The sequence below is a fragment of the Lachnospiraceae bacterium GAM79 genome, assembly GCA_020735665.1.
Classification (GTDB): Bacteria; Bacillota; Clostridia; order Lachnospirales; family Lachnospiraceae; genus Coprococcus.
In genome coordinates this window covers 1,907,113-1,924,178 of the sequence record CP085928.1, presented here as the reverse complement: position 1 = coordinate 1,924,178, position 17,066 = coordinate 1,907,113, and the positions used below count along the sequence as shown (strand labels likewise).

The 17,066-nt window shown below is 43.0% G+C and carries 14 protein-coding genes; all 14 read left to right on the top strand.

Features of this window, described 5'->3' with window-relative positions:
* Positions 1–14 precede the first annotated feature (14 nt).
* The 14 genes from LK416_08530 to LK416_08465 all read left to right on the top strand — a co-directional run bounded on the left by LK416_08530 (position 15) and on the right by LK416_08465 (position 17,046).
* Positions 15–1,544 (top strand): C69 family dipeptidase, encoded by a 1,530-nt coding sequence (locus LK416_08530; GenBank protein ID UEA73732.1) that lies wholly within the window; start codon positions 15–17, stop codon positions 1,542–1,544.
* A 47-nt stretch (positions 1,545–1,591) separates the two neighbouring features.
* Positions 1,592–2,947, top strand: a complete 1,356-nt coding sequence (locus LK416_08525) for a sodium-dependent transporter (protein UEA73731.1) — start codon at positions 1,592–1,594, stop codon at positions 2,945–2,947.
* A 52-nt stretch (positions 2,948–2,999) separates the two neighbouring features.
* On the top strand, positions 3,000–3,440 hold the full coding sequence (locus LK416_08520) for an SseB family protein (GenBank protein UEA73730.1): 441 nt from the start codon (positions 3,000–3,002) through the stop codon (positions 3,438–3,440).
* A 225-nt stretch (positions 3,441–3,665) separates the two neighbouring features.
* Positions 3,666–4,883 carry an iron-containing alcohol dehydrogenase gene (locus LK416_08515; protein UEA73729.1) on the top strand — a complete coding sequence of 406 codons (1,218 nt, stop codon included), beginning with the start codon at positions 3,666–3,668 and terminating at the stop codon, positions 4,881–4,883.
* Positions 4,884–5,108: 225 nt separating this feature from the next.
* Entirely contained in the window at positions 5,109–6,758 is a 1,650-nt protein-coding gene (locus LK416_08510) for a Na+/H+ antiporter NhaC family protein (GenBank protein UEA75894.1), read from the top strand.
* 101 nt (positions 6,759–6,859) lie between these two features.
* Positions 6,860–8,260: a sodium:alanine symporter family protein gene (locus LK416_08505; GenBank protein ID UEA73728.1), complete on the top strand. Its 1,401-nt coding sequence runs from the start codon at positions 6,860–6,862 to the stop codon at positions 8,258–8,260.
* A gap of 267 nt (positions 8,261–8,527) precedes the next feature.
* A complete protein-coding gene (locus tag LK416_08500) occupies positions 8,528–9,445 on the top strand; it encodes a GDSL-type esterase/lipase family protein (GenBank protein ID UEA73727.1) in 918 nt (305 codons plus the stop codon).
* 24 nt (positions 9,446–9,469) lie between these two features.
* Positions 9,470–10,042, top strand: a complete 573-nt coding sequence (locus LK416_08495) for a sigma-70 family RNA polymerase sigma factor (GenBank protein ID UEA73726.1) — start codon at positions 9,470–9,472, stop codon at positions 10,040–10,042.
* Positions 10,032–10,916 (top strand): DUF3298 and DUF4163 domain-containing protein, encoded by an 885-nt coding sequence (locus LK416_08490; GenBank protein ID UEA73725.1) that lies wholly within the window; start codon positions 10,032–10,034, stop codon positions 10,914–10,916. The genes LK416_08495 and LK416_08490 overlap by 11 nt, the downstream gene beginning before the upstream one ends.
* 268 nt (positions 10,917–11,184) lie before the next feature.
* On the top strand, positions 11,185–13,002 hold the full coding sequence (ftsH, locus tag LK416_08485) for an ATP-dependent zinc metalloprotease FtsH (protein UEA73724.1): 1,818 nt from the start codon (positions 11,185–11,187) through the stop codon (positions 13,000–13,002).
* A 5-nt stretch (positions 13,003–13,007) separates the two neighbouring features.
* A complete protein-coding gene (locus LK416_08480) occupies positions 13,008–13,550 on the top strand; it encodes a DUF308 domain-containing protein (GenBank protein UEA73723.1) in 543 nt (180 codons plus the stop codon).
* 116 nt (positions 13,551–13,666) lie between these two features.
* A complete protein-coding gene (locus tag LK416_08475; GenBank protein UEA73722.1) occupies positions 13,667–14,248 on the top strand; it encodes a xanthine phosphoribosyltransferase in 582 nt (193 codons plus the stop codon).
* Between the two features lie 74 nt (positions 14,249–14,322).
* The gene (locus LK416_08470) at positions 14,323–14,874 is read left to right on the top strand and encodes a hypothetical protein (protein UEA73721.1); all 552 of its coding nucleotides are present in this window, start codon (positions 14,323–14,325) and stop codon (positions 14,872–14,874) included.
* A 708-nt stretch (positions 14,875–15,582) separates the two neighbouring features.
* Positions 15,583–17,046, top strand: coding sequence for a putative DNA modification/repair radical SAM protein (locus LK416_08465; GenBank protein UEA73720.1), 1,464 nt, complete (start codon positions 15,583–15,585; stop codon positions 17,044–17,046).
* Positions 17,047–17,066: the final 20 nt, after the last annotated feature.

Sequence of the window (17,066 nt, the reverse complement as noted above, 5' to 3'; positions counted from 1 at the left end):
AGGAGTGAAGCCTGATGGCATGTACAACGATATTAGTTGGAAAGAAGGCATCCTATGATGGATCAACGATCATTGCCAGAAACGATGATTCAGGATCCGGTCATTATATGCCGAAGAAATTTGTAGTCGTAGAACCGGAAGAACAGCCGAAAACCTACCGTTCGGTTCTGGCGCATCTGGAAATCCCGCTTCCGGAAGAAGCGATGCGCTATACCTCGATGCCAAATGCAGTCGATGGTGAGGGCATCTGGGCGGCAAGCGGTGTAAATGCAGCCCATGTTGCAATGACAGCGACCGAAACCATTACATCGAATCCGAGAGTGCTCGGTGCAGATCCTCTGGTCGAGTATCAGCCGGCAGAGAACGGAAACGAAGAAATACCGGGCGGAATCGGAGAAGAAGATATTGTCTGTCTGGTACTCCCATATATAAGAAGTGCGAGAGCAGGTGTAGAACGTCTTGGAAATCTGCTTGAAACGTACGGAACCTACGAGATGAATGGAATCGCATTCCAGGATCAGGATGAGATCTGGTGGATGGAGACGATCGGAGGACATCACTGGATCGCGAAGAAAGTGCCGGATGATGTCTATGTTGTGATGCCGAATCAGTTCGGCACGGATGTATTTGATATGAAGGATGCATTAACGGATCAGAACGCACATATGTGCTCAAAAGATCTGGCGGAATTTATCGAGAAGAATCATCTGGATCTGACTATTAGAAGAAGCACAGAACGTAAGGCCGAAGATGCGGATCTGCCGTTTGGCAGATTCATTAATCCAAGAGAGATATTTGGCAGCCATGATGATTCGGATCATGTCTACAATACGCCAAGAGCATGGTTTATGGAGCGGTACCTGAATCCGAAGACCTACCGCTGGGATGGTGAAAATGCAGATTACACACCGGTATCGGACGACATTCCGTGGAGTTTGATTCCGGAGCATAAGGTGACGATGGAGGATGTCAAATATGTGTTGTCCTCGCATTATCAGGGAACACCATACGACCCATATCTTCCATATGGAGATAAGAAGATGGCAGGTGCATATCGTTCCATCGGCGTTAACCGGACTGATTTCATGTCTGCGATCCAGATGCGACCATATGGAGCAGAGGACAACCGTGTGATCGAGTGGGTGGCATTTGCCTCAAATGCATTTAATGTCATGGTGCCATTTTATGCAAATGTGGACACAACACCGGAATATCTGGCGAACACGACCGCTGATGTATCTACCGATAATTTCTACTGGAGCAGCCGGATGATCGCAGCGATGGCAGATGCATCTTACAGCAAGTCGTTGTTTCATATCGAACGGTATCAGGAAACCATGCTTGCGAAAGGGCATGAGGTGATCAACCGATACGATGAGCAGATAGAAAAAGAACCGGATGCCGGTAAACGAAGTGCGCTTCGAGAGCAGGCCAATCAGGAAATGGCAGATATCCTCCGGAAAGAGACCGGTAATACGCTTTCCAAAGTCTTATATGAACTGAGTAATCAGATGAAGAATTCTTATGCGAGATCGGATGCTTAAGGCATCGGCATAGAGAAGCAAGAAATACAGGAGAAAAAGTAGAAAATATGAAACGAGAATCATTTAAATCCCGTTTAGGCTTTTTATTAGTAAGTGCGGGATGTGCAATCGGAATTGGAAATGTATGGAGATTCCCATATGTAGTAGGAGAAAATGGCGGTGGTATCTTTGTACTGTTCTATCTGCTGTTCCTTGTGGCAATGGGACTTCCGGTTCTGACCATGGAGCTTGCAGTCGGACGAGGAAGCAGGAAGAGTGCAGTTCTTGCATATAAGGAGCTTGAGAAACCAAAGAGCAAATGGCATATCCATGGCTGGTTTGCCATCCTTGGATGTTATGTGCTGATGATGTACTATACAACCGTATCCGGCTGGATGGTATCGTATTTTTATAAATTCGTAACAGGCGAATTCAAGGCAGGTATGGATGTGGATGCGACCGGATCTGTATTCTCTGATCTGCTTGCTGATCCAAAGCAGATGGGCTTCTGGATGATCTTGACGGTTATTGTCGGATTTATCGTGTGCAGCCGTGGGCTTCAGAATGGTCTGGAAAGAATCAGTAAGATCATGATGACAGCATTGTTGGTGCTGATCGTGGTACTGGCAGTTCACAGTATTACTTTATCAGGAGCCGGTGAAGGTTTACGGTTCTACCTGATCCCAAATCTGTCAACGGTTGAGAAAGTCGGGATAGGAAATGTAATATCGGCGGCTATGAATCAGGCATTCTTCACTCTGAGTCTTGGTGTAGCTGCGATGGAGATCTTCGGAAGTTATATGAGCAAGAATCATGCACTGGCAGGCGAGGGCGTGCGGATTTGTGCCCTGGACACATTTGTTGCTGTTATGTCAGGACTGATCATTTTTCCGGCATGTTTCAGTTATGGCGTAGAGGTTACTTCAGGACCAAAGCTGATATTTGTAACGCTGCCGAATGTATTTGTAAATATGGCAGGCGGAAGGATCTGGGGTTCTCTGTTCTTTCTGTTTATGACATTTGCAAGTTTTTCGACTGTAATTGCGGTATTTGAAAATATTATGTCTTTTGCAATGGATATGTTCGGATGGAGCAGGAATAAAACAGCCATCATCAATTGCATTATTATTCTGATCGCAAGTCTTCCTTGTGTTCTGGGATACAACGTGTGGAGTGATCTGCACCTGATCGGTGGCAGAGATGTATTAGACAGTGAGGACTTCCTGGTAAGTAATCTTTTGCTCCCACTCGGTTCGCTGATCTATCTGTTGTTCTGTGTTACGAAATGGGGCTGGGGCTTTGATAATTATATCGAGGAAGTAAATACCGGTTCCGGACTGAAAATGTCCAGAAAATTAAAACCATATTTCCAGTTTGTACTTCCTGTTCTGATCCTGATCATTCTGATTCAGGGACTGTTATAAAGAAGATTTTCAAGATAAAATATGAGAAGATATTTGGGAGATAAGACGGTATATGGATACAAAAAAATATGAAGATCAGATGCCTGTAGATGAAGGTCTACAGGGAAATGAGACAATCGAAGAAGCAATCCTTGCTTTACAGCAGGAACCGACAGAAGAAATACTTGCGCATACGCTTACAGTGATAAGACGGCGTGCGAGAGCAAATGGACAGTTCATTGTTGCTGTTATACCACCGGTGGGTGCAGAGAGCAGTTTGCAGATCCAGGCGATCCAGACCGAGGATGAGCGGTACTGGTGGATGGCATTTACCAGCTTTGATGAGGAGATAAAGGGCGGTGAAACCGTAATGTCGACCTTTATGGCAGATATCAGCCATCTCTTTGAAGCAGCTTTAATGACGGACGATATAGAGGGCATTATTCTGAATCCCTGGAACCGTGCATTAATGTTGGATAAGAGCCTGCTTCAGCTGATTCTTGCAGGAAAGTAGCTCAACATTAGAAAAATGCCATTTTTTGTATAAAAAGTTTAGAAAATTTAATTTTTCACAAAAACAGTTGTTTAAATTTCACAAATATATAATGAGAAATGAAAAGAATTGTGATATAATCAGAAAGTAGTGTAGTAGTACACTACTTTTTGTTTTTTTATAGGCAAGAGCCGTTTGCGGCTCCTTAGTCGTACCAATAAGATAGAGTAATAGGAGGATGGAAAGATGGCAAGATTTACGTTACCTAGAGATATTTATCATGGAAAGGATGCATTAGATGCATTAAAAACTTTTAAAGGAAAAAGGGCGATGATCTGTGTTGGCGGTGGCTCTATGAAACGCTTTGGATTTCTGGATAAAGTAGAAAAGAATCTGAAAGAGGCAGGAATGGAAGTTCAGTTATTTGAAGGCATTGAACCGGATCCGTCTGTTGAAACAGTTATGAAGGGTGCTGCTGCCATGCTGGAGTTTGAACCGGACTGGATTGTAGCAATCGGCGGAGGTTCTCCGATCGATGCGGCAAAGGCAATGTGGATCAAATATGAATATCCGGACATTACATTTGAAGATATGTGTAAGGTATTTGGTATTCCTTCCCTTCGTAAAAAAGCTCATTTCTGTGCAATTTCATCTACTTCAGGAACTGCAACTGAAGTAACGGCCTTTTCAATTATCACGGATTATCAGAAGGGCATCAAATATCCGATCGCTGATTTTGAGATCACACCGGATGTAGCGATCGTTGATCCTGAGCTGGCAGAGACGATGCCGCAGAAGTTAGTTGCTCATACCGGTATGGATGCAATGACACATGCGATCGAGGCATATGTATCAACCGCAAACTGTGATTTCACAGATCCGCTTGCATTACATGCTATTAAGATGATCCAGAATGATCTGGTTGGTTCTTATAACGGAGATATGGAAAAACGTGACGCAATGCACAATGCTCAGTGCCTTGCAGGTATGGCATTCTCAAATGCGCTTCTGGGTATTGTTCATTCTATGGCACATAAAACAGGTGCAGCATTTGCGGATTATGGTGCACACATCATTCATGGTGCGGCAAATGCAATGTATCTGCCGAAGGTCATCGCATTTAATGCAAAGGATGAAACTGCAAAAGAAAGATATGGAGTGATTGCAGACTTTATGGGACTTGGCGGTGATACATTAGATGAGAAGGTAACACTGCTGATCAACTATCTGCGTAAGATGAACGATGATCTGAATATCCCACACTGTATCAAACATTATGGTGCTGACAGTTATCCGGTAGAGCAGGGCTTTGTACCTGAGAATGTATTCTTAGAGCGGTTGCCGGAGATCGCAGCAAATGCAATATTGGATGCATGTACAGGATCGAATCCTAGACAGCCGAGTCAGGAAGAGATGGAGAAACTCTTAAAGTGCTGTTATTATGACTCAGAAGTTGATTTCTAAAAGTTATTGATTTATAAGAGGTACAATACTGATATAAAATAAGAAACCAGGGTATTTTTGGAACAAATTCCGAAAATACCCTTTTAAAATGTCAGGTAAAACTTGATTTCTTAGGGATAGCACTTTATACTGGAAAAGTAGTGTGCCTTTATGGAAACGGATGTAGCAGAATGCTTATCATAGGGCATAAAAACAAAAGAAAATTTTGGAGGAGAGAAATTGAAGATCAAAAGAAAACAGATTGCGATGCTTATATTCATTGCGATCATAATCGTACTCATGGTGGTAACCGGTAAAACACCGGGGGAGATCGCAGATCCGGAGAATTATCAATGTAAGACCTATGCAACGATATTATCTCTGCTTCCACCGGTTATTGCGATCGGTCTGGCACTGATCACAAAGGAGGTTTATACTTCGCTTCTTGCAGGAATTATTACAGGTGGATTATTATATTCGAATTTCAATCTGGAGTTAGGTATCAATACCATGCTGTTTAATGAAAATGGCGGTATGATCGCGAAGCTTTCAGATTCAGGAAATGCGGGTATTCTGGTATTTCTTGTTATGCTTGGTATTCTGGTATCCCTGTTAAATAAAGCAGGAGGCTCTGCGGCATTTGGAAAATGGGCATCAAAACACATTAAGACAAGGATTGGTGCACAATTATCCGTTATGGTTCTTGGAATACTGATCTTTGTAGACGATTATTTTAATTGTCTGACTGTAGGAAGTGTCCTTCGTCCTGTAACAGATCGTCATAAAGTATCAAGAGCCAAATTATCTTATATTATTGATGCTACAGCAGCACCGGTGTGTATCATAGCACCGATCAGTTCATGGGCTGCAGCTGTTACATCATCCGTACCGGAGGATGCGGGAATTAACGGATTTGCAGTATTTATCCAGACAATTCCATATAATCTGTATGCACTTCTTACGTTAGTCATGGTACTTGGAGTAACCATTCTTCGTGTTGATTTCGGTCCGATGAAGAGACATGAAATGAATGCGATCGCAGGGGATCTGTTCACAACTCCGGGAAGACCATATGAAGATAATGAAGAAGAAATTTTAAAAGAAAATGCACATGTGCTGGATCTGATTCTGCCGGTTGTTGTGCTGATCATAAGCTGTATCATTGCAATGGTATATACAGGTGGTTTCTTCAGCGGAACATCATTTGTAGATGCATTCGCAAATTCATCCGCATCGGTTGGCCTGGTGCTTGGTGGTGCTGTTACACTGGTATTTACGTTTATTTATTTCATGCTGCGTGATACCTTATCCTTCCGGGAATTTACGGAATGTATACCGGAAGGTTTCAAATCAATGATCGCACCGATCCTGATCCTTACAATGGCGTGGACACTTTCCGGTATGACGAATCTCCTTGGCGCAAAGGTATATGTAGCTGATCTGGTATCCAGTTCTGCCGGTTCCATGCAGGGCTTCCTGCCGATGATCATATTCATTGTTGCAGCCTTACTTGCATTTGCCACCGGAACGTCATGGGGAACCTTCAGTATTCTGATCCCGATCGTGATCGGCGTATTCCCATCCGGACAGATGATGGTAATCTCTATCGCATCCTGTCTTGCAGGTGCGGTATGTGGTGACCACTGCTCCCCAATCTCAGATACAACGATCATGGCATCTGCCGGAGGACATTGTGAGCATGTAAACCATGTATCTACACAGCTTCCATATGCAATTGTTGTAGCTGCAGTATGTATGGTTGGATATCTGCTGATCGGAATTCTTCAGGCTGCGAAGCTTGCCGCACTTTCATGGCTTGCGCTTCCGGTTTGTATCGTGCTGTTATTTGTAGTTCTAATGCTTATTCGTGCAAAAACCGGACGTGAAGAGGTTTAGGTTTCGAATATTTTCACCGAAACGTATGGACATATTTAAGAGCGTACGACCTGAATTCGAAAAACTTGCCAGATTATAGTAAAGGAAATTAGTAGTAAAATATGTTAGAAACAATTGAATCAATCAACAACGTAGTCAATAACTTTATATGGGGTGTCCCTGCCATGATCTGTATTATTGGTGTCGGTCTGGTGTTAAGCTTCCGAACCCGGTTTCTGCAGATCAGGAAATTCCCATATGCGATGAAAGTTACGATCGGGCGAATGTTTCGAAAGAAACAGGCTGCCGATGGAGCCATGACACCGTTTCAGGCGGTGTGTACCGCGCTTGCGGCTACGGTCGGTACAGGAAATATAGCAGGTGTTGCAGGAGCGATCGCTATCGGTGGACCGGGCGCCGTCTTCTGGATGTGGATATCCGCACTTCTTGGTATGTGTACAAAGTTTTCAGAAGTAACACTCGCCGTTCATTTCCGGGAGAAGAATGATAAGGGCGAATTTGTCGGCGGACCGATGTATTACATCAAGAATGGTCTGAAGAAGCACTGGCACTGGCTTGCATATTTGTTTGCAGCATTTGGTGTGATCACAGTATTCGGTACAGGAAATGCCACACAGGTAAACACGATCACGACAGCGATCGATTCTGCATTATTTAATTATGGAATTATTTCAAAGAATTCCGCGTCAACCATAAATCTGGTCATCGGTATTGTGCTCGCAGTCCTGCTTGCATTGATCCTGCTTGGCGGGATTAAGAGAATCGGACAGGTAACAGAGAAGCTGGTACCATTTATGGCGCTGTTCTATGTGGTGCTTGCGCTTGGAGTCGTAATTTTAAATATCAATCATGTGCCGGCAGTATTTAAAGAGATTGTGGAAGGCGCATTTTCACCGGCGTCAGTAACCGGTGGTGTTGTTGGAAGCTTTTTCATGAGCATGAAGAAGGGTGTATCAAGAGGTATCTTTTCAAATGAGGCCGGGCTTGGTACAGGTTCAATCGCACATGCATGTGCAGATACAAGAAAGCCGGTAAAACAGGGATTCTTTGGAATCTTTGAAGTATTCGTAGATACTATAGTTATCTGTACCCTGACTGCATTGGTTATACTTTGCAGCGAAGTGCCGATCACATATGGACAGGCAGCGGGCGCTGAGCTTACGATCAGTGGGTTTACTGCTACATATGGCAATTGGGTATCACTTTTTACAGCTGTGGCGATGTGCTGTTTCGCATTTTCAACTATTATTGGTTGGGGATTATATGGTGCGAGGTGTATCGAGTTCCTGTTCGGAACAAAGGTAAATAAGCCGTTTATGTTTGTTTATTCACTGGTTGCTATCGTTGGTGCAACCTTAGATCTTGGATTGCTCTGGAGTATTGCAGAGACCTTCAATGGTCTGATGGCGATACCAAACCTGATCGCAGTATTCTTGCTTTCCGGTGTAGTTGTGAAGCTTGTCAGGGAGCATTTTGATCCGGAAGCAAGGGAAGAAGCATAATAAAAATAACAGATAAATAAAAATAATAGATAAACAAAAAACATCTAATCGGATAACAGATATGAATATGTCGTTAACCGATCGGATGTTTTTTTGCTTTATGGAAAGTCTTATTGTATAAAGCAAGGAACTTCAGATTAAAATTTCGTCAAATCAAAATTTTTTCAAAAAATATAAATTTGTGTCAACTTTTTCTCATCCTTAAACATCTAAATAATAGAAAACAAAGTAAGAAATACTTTTGAGATAGATAAGGAGGAACGGATAATGCGTCAGAATAGGAATAGAGTCAGATTACAAAAAAGAAGAAAGATGTTCTTAATGCAGCAAAAGAGAAAGAGAAGGAGAAGAAGACAGCAGATATTTATGCGTGGAACGGCAGCAGCAATGCTTCTGTTTGCGTTCTGCATCAGTATTCGGTTCATACATATGGCGAAAGACAGACCGATTGTAGAAGGATCAACGCAGGAGCCTGTGACAACAGAGGTAAGTACGACAGAGACAAGTACGACAGAGAGTTCCGGATCCGGTAATGTGAAAGAGACATTGCTGACAGGCCGGGGCGATGATACTACAACAGAATCAGTAAAAAACATGGATTTAAAGAGCAATGACAAATCAAATGAATTTTCGGATGCGGTATTTGTCGGAGATTCCAGAACGGAAGGCTTCGTGTTACAAACCGGTATACAGACAACCGCATATGTACACAAGGGATTAACTGTTGCAAGCGCATATACCGCAAAAGTAATCCATCAGGACGATGAAGACCGGTCAGTGATGGAGGCACTTGCCAGAACAAGATATAATCGTGTATATTTAATGTTTGGAATCAATGAGACAGGCTGGATCAGTAATGATATATTTATCTCAGATTACAAGCAGATCATTGATGATATTAAGGCACAAAATCCATCTGCAAAGATATTTATTCAGTCGGTACTTCCGGTAAGTAAAGCGGTATCGGATTCCGGCGGATATGTCAGAAATGATAAGATCGCGGAATATAATAAACGATTAGAGCAGCTTGCAGCGGATGAAGGTGCTACATTTGTGAATGTGCAGGAAGCGGTATCAACAGATGGAGTTCTGCCGGATGATGCGGCCACAGATGGAATTCATCTGAATAAGAAATATTGTGAAAAATGGCTCACATATCTGGAGGAACATACACTGGATAAATAAAAATATTAACAGAGGGAACAGAACGTGAATGAGCGTAGTATTTTAAGAAAAACGAAATATCAGAATGAACGTGCCGGTTATAAAAAGCAGGAATCACAAGATACGGGAATCCGGTCAACTATAGTGATACGATTTATTGAGGATAATCAGGAGAAGTTTTATCGGATGGCATTTGGCTATATGAAGAATGAACAGGATGCTTTAGATGCGGTTCATGATGCGGTCGTTAAGATACTGCAGAACCGGAGCCAGGTAAAAAGTCCGGAATACTTTGAAACATGGGCGTATCGTATACTGATCAATGAATGTCTGATGGCTTTGCGAAGGCAAAAAAAGGTTGTCTATCTGCAGGAGGATGATTCACTTGAAGACAGTACAGACAGGACGGGAAAGCAGGAGGAATATGTCGATCTGTATCATTCTATGGATCGGCTTCCGGCAAAATTGAAAACAGTCGTTCTTTTGCGTTTTTTTGAAGATATGCAATTTGACAAGATCGCAGAGGTTACAGGAGATAATATCAACACAGTAAAATCAAGGTTGTATAAGGCTTTGAAACTCTTAAAGCTGGATTTGGAGGTTTATGATGAAGTTTAATAAAGAGGAATATGAAAATATAAAAATCCCGGAACAATTGAATTCCATAGTTCAGGATGCGATAGAAGAAGGGCTGACGACAGAGAGCACAGGGATGTCGGATCAGAAGCCTGTTAATATATATACGAGACGGAAGAAACATATACTGCGTTATGCAGGAGAGGCCGTAGCTGCAATGTTTTTGATATTTGTGGTTCTGCTGAATGTATCTCCGACGTTTGCAAAGGCAGCAGCAGATACGCCGTTTATCGGTCCTGTGTGTCAGGTATTTACCTTCCGGGAATATGAATATGCGGATGAAGCCAAATATGTAAATGTGAAAGTTCCGCAGTTGAATAATACCGGAAATTCCGAACTGGAAAAGCGTGTGAATCGTGAGATAGCAAAGATGATCAACCAGGAAGTGGAAGCAAGTAAGAAGCGTGCGGAAGAAGAGTATAACGCTTATATATTAACCGGGGGAGATCCGAAGAACTTTATCCCATATGATATCGTTATTGACTATGAGGTCAAATGTCTGGATGAACATTATGTATCTTTTGTGATCAGTGAAAATGAGACCCGGGCAACCGGTTATTACCAGATGTTCTATTATAACATTGATCTGGATACAGGAAAGGATATTACATTAAAAGAATGGTTTGGCAGCAATTATAAGAAGATCATAGCCGATGAGGTTCAGAAGCAGATCAATACCTGGGACGACGAAAAGAAATTCTATCTCTGGGAAGATTTAGATCTGGAAGATTTGATCAATGAAGATACACAGTTTTATATCAATGACAAGGATCAGGTTGTGGTATTTTTTAATAAATATGAGCTGGGTGCAGGAGCAATGGGAACGCCGGAATTTATAATTGATGTATCAAAATAATATAAAATAAAAAGCTGTAAAGGAAGTGTGAAATCTTTATAAAAGAGATTGACATTTCCTTTTTTTCTGGCTATATTGTTCTAAAAGAAACTTAGCACTCTTATATAGCGAGTGCTAATAGCTTTTCCTGCATAAGCAATACCAAAAGCTGTGTCAACACAGGTCAGCGGCAATTGCTGCGATAATTTGCGAAACTTGGAAATAATACAGGAAAAGGCAGTACATATATGTAGAAATTACAGGTACCTGCCGGAAAGAGAGGAGACATATGAAAGAAGTAAAATCACCCAAGAAGCCGTTGATCTTCTATTATGGGATCGTGCTGGTCGTTCTTCTGGTTTTTAATATGTTTATTTATCCGCTTCTGATGAAGATACAGGTCAAGGAAGTAGATTACGGAACATTTATGAAGATGATCAATGAGAAAAATATTGGTGAAGTAGAGGTGGATGATTCTGAGATCATCTTCACAGACAAGGATAAGAACACATACTATAAGACCGGAGCTATGGATGATCCGGGACTGACGGAACGGTTATACGATGCCGGAGCGGTATTTTCAAAGAATGTCGATGAGACGGTATCACCGGTCTGGCATTTCCTGTTGACATTCCTTCTTCCGATCATTATATTCATCGGACTGGGTCAGTATTTCAGTAAGAAGCTGATCGAACAGGCGGGCGGTAAGAATGCGATGTCCTTTGGAATGGGCAAGAGCAATGCCAAGGTATATGTGCAGTCAACAAACGGTATCCGTTTCTCGGATGTCGCAGGAGAGGATGAAGCAAAAGAAAATCTGGCAGAAATCGTTGATTATTTGCACAACCCTGCGAAATATACGGATGTCGGTGCTTTGATGCCAAAAGGTGTCCTGTTAGTAGGTCCTCCGGGAACCGGTAAAACAATGCTTGCAAAAGCAGTTGCGGGAGAGTCCAATGTACCGTTCTTCTCGATGTCCGGTTCGGAATTCGTAGAAATGTTTGTAGGTATGGGTGCCTCCAAGGTCAGAGATCTGTTCAAGCAGGCAAAGGAAAAAGCACCATGTATCGTATTTATCGATGAGATCGATGCGATCGGTAAGAAGCGTGACGGACAGATCGGAGGAAATGATGAAAGAGAACAGACCTTGAACCAGCTCCTGACTGAGATGGATGGCTTTGAAGGAAACAACGGCGTTATCATCCTGGCGGCAACAAACCGACCGGAATCGCTTGATCCTGCACTTACCCGTCCGGGTCGATTCGACCGTAGAGTTCCGGTTGAACTTCCGGATCTGAAAGGAAGGGAAGCAATCCTTCAGGTACATGCCAGAAAGATCAAGGTTTCGGATGATGTGAATTTCCATACGATCGCAAGAATGGCAGCAGGAGCTTCCGGTGCAGAGCTGGCAAATATCGTAAATGAAGCAGCTCTTCGGACAGTACGGGCAGGCAGAACGATCGTTACAGAAGCAGATCTTGAAGAAAGCGTAGAAGTAGTTATCGCAGGATATCAGAAGAAGAATGCTGTTTTATCAGATAAAGAAAAGCATGTGGTTGCCTATCATGAGATCGGCCATGCACTCGTAGCGGCCATGCAGTCGCACTCGGCACCGGTACAGAAGATCACGATCATTCCGAGAACCTCAGGTGCGCTCGGCTACACCATGCAGGTGGAACAGGGAGACAAATATCTGCTGACAAAAGAAGAACTGGAAAATAAGATTGCAACCTTTACCGGTGGACGTGCAGCAGAGGAAGTGATATTCGGTGAAGTTACGACCGGAGCATCGAATGATATCGAGCAGGCAACGAAGATCGCACGGGCGATGATTACCCAGTATGGCATGAATGATGACTTTGATATGGTTGCGATGGAGACGAGAAATAATCAGTATCTTGGTGGGGATACATCCCTTACCTGTTCACCGGAAACCCAGCGGGAGATTGACCGCAAGGTTGTAGAACTGGTGAAGGTTCAGCATGAAAAAGCGCGTAAGATCTTAGAGGAGAACCGGGAAAAGCTGGATGAGCTGGCAGCCTTTTTATATGAGAAAGAGACGATCACAGGAGACGAATTTATGAGCATTTTACAGGATAAGAGGTGAGAATTATGAGGAAACGAACAGAATTTGGCTGGATGGAGCTGATACTTGGAATCATACTCACTATACTTGGCATCTTTACGATGATCCGTCCTGAAAGTATGTTGAACAGTATTGTCATCTGTTACGGAATCGTGGCAGCAGTCAGCGGTATAGCTGATATTATATTCTATGTAAAGATGGAGCGGCATATGGGAGTTGTACCGACAGTATCCCTGACCTCCGGCATCTTAAGTACCCTGCTTGGTATGATGCTGATTCTCTGTCCGGGAGCCGCACAACGGTTAGTGATCTGGCTCTTTGCACTCTGGATCATTATGCACAGTATATCCAGACTGTCCCATATCAGCACTGTACGGTATTTTGCAGGTAACAGCTTCGGACTTGTATCCCTGTTGTTGAATATCATCGGTATCGTGATCGGAATTATGCTTCTGATAGAACCGATTATGGCAGTTGTCGCATTCGGTTATCTGATCGGACTGTATCTGATCGTGCTTGGAATTGATAGTATTGCATCAGCACTCAGCAAAATGGGATCAGACTGGTAGGCGTAAATAATCCGAATCATAAAAAATACATTTCCAGTAGAATCTCGTCGAGAAATGATGTATGATTGTACTAATTGTTTGTTAAGGACGAAAGCAATCTCAAGGAGGAACTACAGTTGAATTTCTTAGAAGAAAGAATTGTAAAAGACGGAATTGTCAAAGAAGGAAATGTATTAAAGGTTGACAGCTTTTTGAATCACCAGATGGACATCCGGTTATTTGACCAGATCGGTGAAGAATTTAAGAAGCGTTTTGAAGGAACGCCGATCAATAAGATTCTCACGATCGAGGCATCCGGAATCGGGATCGCATGTGTGGCAGCGCGACAGTTTGATGTGCCTGTTATCTTTGCGAAGAAATCAAAAAGCATCAATATAGAAGGTGAAGTGTATGTGGCAGAGGTAGAATCCTTTACCCACAAATGTAAGAATCAGGTTATCGTGTCAAAGAAGTTCTTGAATCCGGACGACAATGTTCTGATCATTGATGACTTCCTTGCAAATGGCTGTGCCCTTCAGGGACTGATCTCTATCGTGACATCAGCCGGTGCAAATGTTGCGGGAATCGGTATCGTAATCGAAAAAGGCTTCCAGACCGGCGGACAGATCATCCGGAATCTGGGATATCATCTGGAATCCCTTGCAATTGTAGACGAGATGGATGCAGCGACAGGAAATATCATTTTCCGGGAGCAGTAGGAAGCAATGACAAAGGTTGTAAATCGTTTCACGATCGTAGCCTTGTCCCAGAGGAGTAATTAAAGGAGTTTTTTATGGCAGAACAGAATGAGAAAGATTCTGTGCAGACAACCTCCGGCAGTGGAGAGCACAGAGAGAAAGATTTATCCATTATGGATTACAGTAAGACCTATGGAGGAATCTCCAAACGGTTTTCAAATGTAGCAAATGAGAAGATGGAGACACCGAAACCTGTTGCGATCGGAAGAGTTCTGATCGGACTTATGGCGGTGCTTCTGATATGGGCAAACTTCCAGCCGTTCGTTCAGGCGACTGTGGATGGAACAACAGAATCCGTCAATTTCCTGAGTGGAGATGGAATCCTTGTTATATTTTTTGCATTGATCACAAGTATTATAATGGTATTTAAAAATGCAAGAAAATGGACGTTACTTACAGCGATCCTGACTCTGGCTGTGATCATGATCGATCTGGTCAATACAATGGTTCAGATTAAGAATAATACCAATGGCGATATAGTCTATAGCCTTGGCTATGGAACCATCTTCCTGCTGATCGGTGCGATCGTTATGGTAGTCGGCGCAGCAATGATTCTGGTGACAGACTTGAAGAATAAGAAGAAATAATTAAAATATTTAATAATAAAAAGGCTTCCCACTGATGCATGGGCTATATCCTTTATTTCACAGAACACTTGCGTTCTATTTTTCACGTAACGGTACTAAGTTCACTGCTTATCGCAGTTCACTAAGGACCGACGTGAAAAAAGGTCTGTTCCATAAAGATATAAGCCCATACATTAGTGGGAAGCCTTTTTTTAATTTAACAGCCTAAACCCAGATATTTGCAGATCATATTCCAAAGATCTGAACAGTTACAATTCATACACATAATAAGATCCTCCTGTTGTAATTTATAAATGTATCGATCGAGTACAATGGAATTGTAATAATTCTGTAACATTTTCGCAATATGAAACGATTACCAGTTTGATTTTTAAATGTGGAAATATGCATGTAGTTTATTACAAAGACAGAAAAAGGCTTCCTGTTAATATTGCAGATATATCAAACCTGTTTGCAAAGTATTGTTTTTGAGCAAAATGGACGAGAGTATTATTATTGTGAAGCAAGCCTGCCCCCTCTGTGTAACTTCGAACTAAACTCGGTCCCCTCGTTAAGGTCTCAGTTTATTCGCGTTGGTACTTAGGCTGCGTATTTTGCAGCCTTATGTACCATTACGTCGAAGGTAGAGCGGAAGCCTTTTTCGTCCGCAAACACAAAAAACAAAAATTTCCACTTGAAAAATCGAACGTAAGTTCTTATAATAAACATATGTTCGAAATACAAGCAAATAAAACTATACAGGAAAAATTACATATACTGGCGGATGCGGCGAAGTATGATGTGGCATGTACATCCAGCGGTGTGGATCGAAAAGGAAAGGAAGGAATGCTCGGAAATGCACGATCCTGCGGAATCTGTCACAGCTTTGCATCAGACGGACGCTGTATCTCTCTGCTCAAGATTCTGATGACGAATCATTGTATTTATGACTGCAAGTATTGCGTGAACCGAGTATCGAATGATGTCAAGCGTGCCACTTTTACGCCGGAGGAGATCTGTGAACTGACGATCGAATTTTATAAAAGGAATTATATAGAAGGGCTGTTCTTAAGCTCCGGTGTGATCCATGATCCGGCATACACGATGGAGCAGATCTGTATAACCTTACAGCTCCTTCGTACAAAATACAGGTTCAACGGATATATTCATGTAAAGACGATTCCGGGTGCACCGGATGAACTACTTGCGGCTGCCGGATTTCTGGCCGACCGCATCAGTGTGAATCTGGAGCTGCCGACTGCGGAGAGCCTAAAGAAGCTTGCTCCGAATAAGAGTTTCCAGACGATCATGACTCCGATGGGGAAGGTGCGTGATACGATCGCAGAGACAAGAACCCTGATAGGGAAAGATGCAAGAATGGAACGCAGTCTGGGGAATCGTTACCTGCCGGGAAGTATATTCGGGAAAGAACAGTTACGGCTGACCGGAGCACAGAGTAATGGAGGCGGCTCTCTTTGGAAGAAAGCTGCTTCCTTTGCTCCGGCAACTCAGGATACATGGAAGCCACGGGCATTTGCACCGGCAGGTCAGAGTACACAGATGATCATTGGGGCATCCGATGAGAGCGACTATACGCTGGTTCAGACAACACAGAAGTTATACCAGAACTATGATCTGAAACGTGTCTTTTATTCCGCCTATATTCCGGTAAATGAGGACTCGGCACTTCCGTCTCTTGCGACTCCGGTTCCGCTTCTGAGAGAACACCGACTGTATCAGGCAGACTGGCTGCTGCGGTTTTACGGATTTCAGGCAGATGAATTGTTGTCGGAGGAGCGACCGAATTTTAATGTCCGGATGGATCCGAAATGCGACTGGGCGATCCGGCATCTGGAACAGTTCCCGATCGAAGTGCAGACAGCTTCTTATGATACGCTGCTCCGGGTGCCGGGGATAGGACCGAAATCAGCAGGCAGGATCGTAAAGGCGAGACGGTACGGACATCTGGAATTTGACCATCTGAAGAAGATGGGCGTGGTGTTGAAACGGGCGCATTATTTTATTACCTGTGGAGGACGGATGATGTATAAGATACCGATCGAAGAGCAGTATATTACCAGACAACTGATAGGCGAGTATGCAAAAGAAAACTGGCAGGTAGAGCATAAGGAAGAAGAATATAGGCAGTTATCCTTTTTTGATGCTCAGGGAGTATTTGGAGTTCCGAATTGATTTGTGGATAAATGTAAAAT